Here is a 7,886-nt window from a genome sequence, read left to right on the forward strand (position 1 = left end):
ATCGAGACATCGGCCAAAGCGCAAACGCTGGACGCCCCCAGCACCGCAAATCCCTGCGCCGCCAAAGTGGCATTGAGCTGATCGGGAGCGGTCAACGGTGGGGACAGCGTTTGTTGCGGCATGAAAATGTCCAGTGGATCAAGCAAAGAGCGCAAGCATAACGCCGTGCGGCTCGCGGCTGGGTGAATCGGCAGGGCAACCCACACTCAAAGCCCTGGTGCATCGGGCTCACCACGCCCTGAGCACGGGCCTGCCCAGCAGGCCCGTGTGATTCCCTTCAGGCGTAACGTGCGCTGGCCAGTTTGGCCCCTTCGGCCAGGGCCTTGAGCTTGGCCTCGGCCACGGCGCGGCTCATGGGCGCCAGGCCGCAGTTGGTGCAAGCGATCAAACGGTTCTTGGGCACGAACTGCAGGGCGCGGCCGATGGTGTCGGCGATTTCTTCGGGCGTTTCGATGGTGGGGTTGGCCACGTCGATCACGCCGACCATCACGTCTTTGCCTTCGAGCAGCTTCATCATTTCCATGGGCACATGCGAGTGCATGCACTCCAAGCTGACTTGCTGGATGCTGCTTTTGGCCAAGGCCGGGAACACCTTTTCATACTGGCGCCATTCGTCGCCCAAGGTCTCTTTCCATTTGTTGTTGGCTTCGATGCCGTAGCCGTAGCAAATGTGGACCGCCGTGGTGCAGGTCAGGCCGCGCGCAGCCACCTCAAGCGCTTTCACACCCCAGTCGGCCGCATCGTCCATGTAGACGTTGAACGCGGGCTCGTCGAACTGGATGATGTCCACGCCATCGGCTTGCAGCGCCAGCGCTTCTTGGTTCAGCAACTCGGCAAAGGCCATGGCCATCTTGATTTTGTCGCCGTAAAAGCGGTCGGCCACGGTGTCCACAATGGTCATCGGGCCAGGCAAGGTGAATTTGAGCTTTTTCTTCGTGTGAGCACGGGCCAACTGGGCTTCAAAGGCGTGCACGCGTCCCTTCAGGCGCAGCGGCGCAATGACTTGCGGTACCTGCGCGTCATAGCGGTTGTTGCGGATACCCATGGTGACTTTGTTCACAAAGTCGATGCCCTCGACCTGCTCGACAAAGCCGTGCACAAAGTGCTGGCGGGCTTGTTCGCCATCACCGACGACGTCAAGGCCCGCGTCTTCTTGGGCCTTGATCCACAGCAGCGTGGCATCGGCCTTGGCTTGCTGCAGCTCGGGGCCTTGGGTGGTCCATTGGGGCCAGAGTTTTTCGGTCTCGGCCAACCAAGAGGGCTTGGGCAAACTGCCGGCGATGGCGGTGGTGAACATGACAGGGTCTCCGTTTAAAAATTCAAAGTTCAGCAGTGTGCCGCAAGGGCAAACTCTTGGGCGAGCAGTTCGTAAGATCGGCTTTGGGCGGCGGGGTCATGTGTCCAGGTGATGACCACCAGCTCGTCCACTTCCAGCCGGGCCGCCAATTGGCGCAGCTTGCGGCCCACGGTGGCGGCCGAGCCGATCAAGGCAGACTCGCGCAAGCGCTCCAGCGCAAATTGCTCGGCTGGGCTGTAATCGCGCGCCGCGTCCTCAGGTGACATGAGCGCACCGATGCGGCCCAGGTTGCGGTCCATCTTCCAGCGGGCACGGCTTTCAAACAGGCGCAGCGCCTCTTCGTCGGTGTCGGCGGCCAAGGCCCAGACGCACAAAACAGCTGATGGTTTGGCCAAGCCTGCGCTGGGGCGGAAAGTTTCACGGTAAATTTGCAGGGCCTGGTCAGCGCCCTGCCCGTCAGTGATGAAATAGGCAAACGCATAAGGCAAGCCCAAGTGCGCCGCCAGCTGCGCGCCGTAGTCGGAGCTGCCCAACATCCAAACCTCTGGCGAGGTCTCCGACTGCGGGTAGGCGTAGACGTTGTGCCCTGGGTGACCGGGTGGCAAGTTGTGGCCACTCACCCAAGCTTGCATTTCCATGACCTGCTGCGGAAAGCGCTCGGAGGCGTTGCGGTCCGGGTTGAGCAATTGCGCCGTGCGCCCATCGCTGCCCGGTGCGCGGCCCACGCCCAGATCAATGCGGCCCGGGGCCAGGGCATCGAGCACCCGGAACTGCTCGGCCACCTTGAGTGCGGCGTAATGCGGCAGCATCACCCCCGCGCTGCCAATGCGGATGCGCTGGGTGCGGGCGGCTATCGCGGCCATCAACACCTCGGGGGCTGAGCCCACGATGCTGGGGTGGCTGTGGTGCTCGCTGACCCAAAAGCGGTGGTAGCCCCAGGCCTCAGCTTGCTCGGCCAGCGCCAGTGTCTGGCGAATGGTGGCGTCTTGCCCGCGCCCCTCGGCAGCGGCTGATTGGTCAAGGACAGAAAGTTTCAAGCTCATCCGTTATTGTCTTCAGAAGTGGCGGCCATTTCAGCCTCTTGCAGTGCACGCCACATGACTTTGCCACTGCCGCTTTTGGGCAAGGCATCCACAAAGCTCACGGCGCGGGGCATTTTGTAAACCGCCATGTTCTCACGGCACCAGTCGATGATTTCTTGCTCGCTGACCTGGCCTTGGTGGCTTTGGCGCAAAACCACCACGGCTTTGACCGACTCACCCCGGTAAGCATCGCGCGTGGAAATGATGCAAGCTTCCTGAATGGCCGGGTGCCTGAACATCAAAGCCTCCACCTCGGCGGGCCAGACCTTGAAGCCACTGGCGTTGATCATGCGTTTCAATCGGTCGGTCATGAAGAAGTAGCCCTCTTCATCGACCCGGCCCATGTCGCCCGACCTGAAAAACCGAAACCCGTCACGCTCAAAGAACGCGGCCGCCGTGGCCTCGGGGCGCTTCCAATAACCTTGGAACACCTGCGGGCCACTGATCACAATCTCACCCGACTCGCCCGGTGGCAACTCCACCAAGGTTTCTGGATCGATGATGCGCGACTCCACGCTCATGAACGGAATGCCCAGGCACTGCTTTTTGGGCGCATCGGGTGGGTTGGTGTGCGAGGGGGCCGCCGTTTCGGTCAGGCCATAACCCTCCACATAGCGCAGACCAAACTGGTCCAGCAGGCGCTGGGCCACCGCCTCTGGCATGGCCGCACCGCCGCCGCCAATGTAGACCAAGCTGGTCAGGTCATAGCGGTCCATTTGTGGGCTGCCCAGCAGGTCGATGACCATGGTCGGGATATTGGTCCAGTGGGTAACGCCCCATTTGGAAATCAGATGGCCCGCCACATCGCGGTCCCAACGCGGCATGATCACCAAGCTCGCCCCCAGCAAGATGCTGGTGTGCATCACGCTCACCATGCCGGTGATGTGGAACATGGGCACCACGCACAGCGTCACGTTTTCTGGGGTGCCATTGCCCCACAGACCGCTGGACATGGCGTTGTGCATGATGGAGCCATGGGTGTGCATGCAGCCCTTGGGCAGTCCGGTGGTGCCGCTGGTGTAGGGCAAGATGGCCAGGTCACCGGTTTGGGCTTGGGGGGGTGGCAGCGCCACGGCCGGGGCTGCCATCAAGTCCGCCCAAGCATGCACCAGACCCTCCGCCAGCTCGGGCAAAGCCCGCACTGGCAGCAACCAGGGCCGCCAGGCCTCGGGCATGTTTTCGGGGCCTGCCGCATCGGCATCAAACACATCGGTGAATTGCGTCACCACCAAGTGCTTCAGACGCTCAGCAGGCGGCAAGGCAGCGCTGGCCTGCGCCAAATCGGGTGCCAGATCGGCCGTGGTCACGGCGACCTTGGTGTCGGGGTCGGTGATGTAGTGCTTGAGCTCTTCGGCGCGGTTCATCGGATTGACCGGCACGACGACCGCATCGATGCGCAAAATGGCAAAGTGCGTGATCACCAGCTGGGGGCAGTTTTGCATGTCCAGCACCACCCGGTCGCCCGGTTGCACCCCCAGCCCACGCAGCTGGCCCGCCAAGCGCTCGGCGCTGGCCATCAGATCTCGGTAAGTCCACACCCTGCCCATGAACACCAGCGCGGCTTTGTCGGGGTAACGCCAAGCGCTGACGGCCAAATTCATCCACAAAGACGTTGCAGGGGCATTGATTTTGGCAGGCAGCCGTGCAGGCCAAACGGCAGCATGAGCGGGCATGGGGTGTCTCCTGGAGTTGGGGGTCATATTACAAGCGCCCTCTGCTTGCGGTGGCAACCCATTTGTCGCGAGCGGGACCTGTCATGGCCTCATGAAGCCGCCACTTGAAGCCTTCGTTCCGCCTAATTTGTTTCAAGTTGTATCGATAAAGGTAAAAAAGTATTCCTTTTGCGCCATTTGGCATTTTTATCACTAAAATAAAGTCATGCAAACACACCCCACACCCGACACGCCCGAAGACTACTGTGGCACCACCTACGCAGCCAAATTGCTGGGCTTGTCGGTGGGCACCATTCAGACTTTGGTGGAGAAAAACGAACTCCAGGCTTGGAAGACGCAAGGCGGACACTGCCGCATCTCCATGCCTTCGATTCGCGAGTACCAAAAAAAGCACAACATGCTGATGAGTCCCGGCGAAAGTCGGGAGTACCGTCTGCGGGTTTTGCTGGTCGAAGACGACCCGGTCACCCGGGACATGGTGCGAGACTTTTGCAACCGCTGCGAAATGCCTGTCGATTGCACCGCCATGTCCTCGGGTCTGGAAGCCCTCATTGACATGGCCAGCATCCAGCCGGACGTGCTCATTGCCGACTTGAACATGCCCGGTGTCGACGGCTTTGAACTGCTGCGCACCCTCAAACACTCGTCGCAATTTCAGCGCATGACCTGTTTGGTGATTTCGGCCTTGTCCCAAGACGACATCGCAGCCCGTGGCGGCTTGCCCGAGGGCACCATCTTCATGGCCAAACCCGTCAACCTGCAATGGTTCAATGGTTTCTTCACGGCCCTGATCGCGGGCAGAAAACACGAACAACAACCCGCATGAATTTCGCCACATTTGAAACATTTTGTTTCAAATGTGGCGAAATAAGCCTTCGCAAGCAGGTGCTCGCTTCTCACAATGGACGGTACTGCACATTTTTGCAGTCAACCCAAGGAGCTTCGCCATGTTGAAGAAAATCGCAGGTTTAGTGTTGGCATTGGGGTTTGCAAGCCTGACATGGGCTCAGCAGATCGATCTGAACAAAGCCACCGAAACGGAGTTGGATGCCCTCAAAGGGGTCGGACCGGTCCTGACCAAAGAGGTGATGAATGAGCGCAAAAAAGCGCCGTTCAAAGACTGGAATGACGTGACCAGCCGCGTCAAAGGCATTGGCATGCAAAAGGCCAGCAGCCTGTCAGAACAAGGTGTTCGCGTCCAAGGCAGCGCATTTGACGGCAAGAAAGCCGACAAGAAAATGTCCAAGGCCCAAGACAAAAACACCGGAAAACCAGCGCCCGCTGACAAAGCCATGCCCAGCGGCAAATCGGCCATGAAGTCCGCCGAAGCCCTCCCCGCCAAGGCCACTGCGGCCAAAAACTAAGCCCTGAAAGTCACACACTTGGCCGCCATTTCAGGCCTTCTGGCAGGAATGGCGGGCAGGTCTGTGAAGGCCGCATAGGCAGCCACAGCAATCGCGGGGGTAGGGATTTGACAGAACGCATCAAGCCCGCCCAAACCCGCCGCCGCCCGGCGTGTGGATCTCGAACACATCGCCCGCCTGCATTTCGACCTGGCCAATGTGTGGCAACTCTTGCACGCTGCCATCGGCACGCACCACGCGGTTGATGCCCGGCAAGCCACTTTGACCACCCGCCATGCCAAAGGCAGGATGGACCCGACCGTTGGACAAAATGCCGGCCGTCATCGGCTCCAGAAAGCGCACGCGGCGCACCCCGCCATCGCCACCGCGCCAGCGCCCCGCGCCACCCGAGCCCTGGCGGATCGCGTAACTCTCCAAGCGCACCGGAAAGCGGAACTCCAGCACCTCCGGGTCCGTGAGGCGTGAATTGGTCATGTGGGTTTGCACCACCGAGGTGCCGTCAAAACCACCGACCAGTTGGCCCTGGGCGTCAAAGCGCCCACCCGCGCCGCTGCCACCCGAAATCGTTTCGTAATACTGCACCCGGGCATTGCCGAAGGTGAAGTTGTTCATGGTCGGCTGGCTGCCCGCCATCACGCCCAAAGCGCCAAACAGCGCGTTGGTGATGCATGTTGAGGTTTCCACATTGCCTGCCACCACCGAGGCCGGGGGGTTGGGGTTGAGCATGGAGCCTTGGGGAATGATGACCTTGAGTGGCTTCAAACAACCGGCATTCAAAGGAATGTCATCGTCCACCAAGCTGCGGAACACGTAAAGCACAGCCGCCATGCACACCGCACGCGGGGCGTTGAAGTTGTTGGGCAGCTGAGCGCTGGTGCCGGTGAAGTCGATCTCGGCTGTGCGCTCAGCGGCATTGACGCGCACTGCCACCTGGATCTGCGCACCATTGTCCAGCGGCAAAGTGAATGCGCCGTCTTTCAGGCGCGTGATGACGCGGCGCACCGATTCTTCGGCGTTGTCCTGCACATGGCGCATGTAAGCCTGCACCACGTCCAGGCCAAACTGATCGACCATGCGGCGCAGCTCCTGCACGCCTTTTTCGTTGGCGGCAATTTGCGCCTTCAGGTCGGCCATGTTTTGCGCTGGGTTGCGCGAGGGGTATTCGCCGCTTTGCAGCAGCGCCACCATCTCGGCCTCGCGCAAGTGGCCCGCATCGACCAGCTTGACGTTGTCGATCTGCACGCCCTCTTCTTCAATGCGCGTGGAAAACGGCGGCATGGAGCCCGGCGTCAAGCCGCCCACATCGGCGTGGTGCCCGCGTGAACCCACATAAAACACAGGGTCTGCGTGGCCCTCCAAATACACCGGGGTGATGACTGTGATGTCGGGCAAATGCGTGCCGCCGTGGTACGGGTCGTTCAGCACGAACACATCGCCCGGTTGCATGCGGCCCTTGTTCTCTTGAATGACGGTCTGGATGCTCTCGCCCATCGAGCCCAAATGCACCGGCATGTGCGGCGCATTGGCGATCAAATGGCCCTCGGCGCTGAACAGCGCGCATGAAAAGTCCAGCCGCTCCTTGATGTTGACCGAGTAGGCGGTGTTTTGCAGCTGCAGCCCCATCTGCTCGGCAATGTTCATGAACAGGTTGTTGAACACCTCCAGCAGCACCGGGTCGGCCTGCGTGCCTGCGGCGTGTTGCACCGTGCGCGCTTGCACGCGCACCAGCAACAAATGGTCCAGCGCAGTGAGGCGCGCTTGCCAACCCGCCTCCACCACCGTGGTGGCGTTTTTCTCGGCAATGATGGCGGGGCCATCGATCACGTCGCCGGGGCGCATGTCTTCGCGCACCACCAGAGCGGCATCCTGCCACTCGGCCACACCTTGCGCATTGGCGGCGTAAACCTGAACCGTGTCGCGTCGCGGCACATCGCGCAGCGGGTGCACGGCCAGCACCGCTTCTTCGGGCGCATCGCCGGGCAGCACCGCCTCGACCGACACTGCCTCGACCACCAGGGCCTTGCCTTGCATGAGGAAGGCAAAGCGCTGTCGGTAAGCCGCTTCAAAACCGGCCACCAATTGGGCTTGATCGCCCCAAGGCACGACCAGCGCCGAATCGGTGCCTTCGTAGCGCAAATGCGCGCGTTGGCGCAGTTCGATGCGGTCGGCACCTCCGGCATCCACGCCCATTTGCGCCAGCAAAGCTTGGCGCGATGTCTCGCCCAAAGCCTGCAAGCGCTCGGCCATGAAGGGCATGGCGGCCGCATCCAAGCGCCGCTCAATCGATTCTTCACGCATCACGTTCTGGTCGGCCAAGCCCATGCCATAGGCCGAGAGCACACCCGCCAGCGGGTGCACCATCACCTGCGACATGCCCAAGGCATCGGCCACCAAACAAGCGTGCTGCCCGCCCGCACCGCCAAAGCATTGCAGTGTGTAGCGCGTCACGTCGTAGCCGCGTGCGACCGAA

Annotated in this window: 6 protein-coding genes; 2 read left to right on the plus strand and 4 right to left on the minus strand. The window is 61.2% G+C overall.

Features of this window, described 5'->3' with window-relative positions; genetic code table 11:
- Positions 1–277: 277 nt before the first annotated feature.
- The 3 genes from Q0341_RS09905 to Q0341_RS09915 are packed head-to-tail and all read right to left on the minus strand — an operon-like array spanning position 278 to position 4,052.
- Positions 278–1,297: a methionine synthase gene (locus tag Q0341_RS09905; RefSeq protein ID WP_299512701.1), complete on the minus strand. Its 1,020-nt coding sequence runs from the start codon at positions 1,295–1,297 to the stop codon at positions 278–280.
- Positions 1,298–1,326: 29 nt separating this feature from the next.
- Positions 1,327–2,340, minus strand: coding sequence for an LLM class flavin-dependent oxidoreductase (locus Q0341_RS09910; protein WP_299512704.1), 1,014 nt, complete (start codon positions 2,338–2,340; stop codon positions 1,327–1,329).
- Positions 2,337–4,052, minus strand: a complete 1,716-nt coding sequence (locus Q0341_RS09915; protein WP_299512706.1) for a long-chain fatty acid--CoA ligase — start codon at positions 4,050–4,052, stop codon at positions 2,337–2,339. Before Q0341_RS09915 ends, Q0341_RS09910 begins: the two co-directional genes overlap by 4 nt.
- A gap of 205 nt (positions 4,053–4,257) precedes the next feature.
- Here Q0341_RS09915 and Q0341_RS09920 point away from each other — a divergent pair, with 205 nt between their 5' ends.
- Both Q0341_RS09920 and Q0341_RS09925 read left to right on the plus strand, forming a co-directional pair.
- Positions 4,258–4,878 (plus strand): response regulator, encoded by a 621-nt coding sequence (locus Q0341_RS09920; RefSeq protein ID WP_299512708.1) that lies wholly within the window; start codon positions 4,258–4,260, stop codon positions 4,876–4,878.
- A gap of 121 nt (positions 4,879–4,999) precedes the next feature.
- On the plus strand, positions 5,000–5,416 hold the full coding sequence (locus tag Q0341_RS09925) for a DUF655 domain-containing protein (protein ID WP_299512710.1): 417 nt from the start codon (positions 5,000–5,002) through the stop codon (positions 5,414–5,416).
- 120 nt (positions 5,417–5,536) lie between these two features.
- Here Q0341_RS09925 and Q0341_RS09930 read toward each other — a convergent pair.
- Positions 5,537–7,886, minus strand: a 2,350-nt coding sequence (locus Q0341_RS09930) for a hydantoinase B/oxoprolinase family protein (RefSeq protein ID WP_299512712.1), incomplete at its 5' end; no start/stop codon positions are given.

The organism is uncultured Limnohabitans sp., assembly GCF_937889215.1.
Lineage (GTDB): Bacteria > Pseudomonadota > Gammaproteobacteria > Burkholderiales > Burkholderiaceae_C > Limnohabitans_A.

Excerpts from the sequence above, each read along its gene's own strand:
- Q0341_RS09910 (WP_299512704.1), bottom strand. The coding sequence starts at position 2,340 with ATGAGCTTGAAACTTTCTGTCCTTGACCAATCAGCCGCTGCCGAGGGG.
- Q0341_RS09925 (WP_299512710.1), top strand. The coding sequence starts at position 5,000 with ATGTTGAAGAAAATCGCAGGTTTAGTGTTGGCATTGGGGTTTGCAAGC.
- Q0341_RS09905 (WP_299512701.1), bottom strand. The coding sequence starts at position 1,297 with ATGTTCACCACCGCCATCGCCGGCAGTTTGCCCAAGCCCTCTTGGTTG.
- Q0341_RS09920 (WP_299512708.1), top strand. The coding sequence starts at position 4,258 with ATGCAAACACACCCCACACCCGACACGCCCGAAGACTACTGTGGCACC.
- Q0341_RS09915 (WP_299512706.1), bottom strand. The coding sequence starts at position 4,052 with ATGCCCGCTCATGCTGCCGTTTGGCCTGCACGGCTGCCTGCCAAAATC.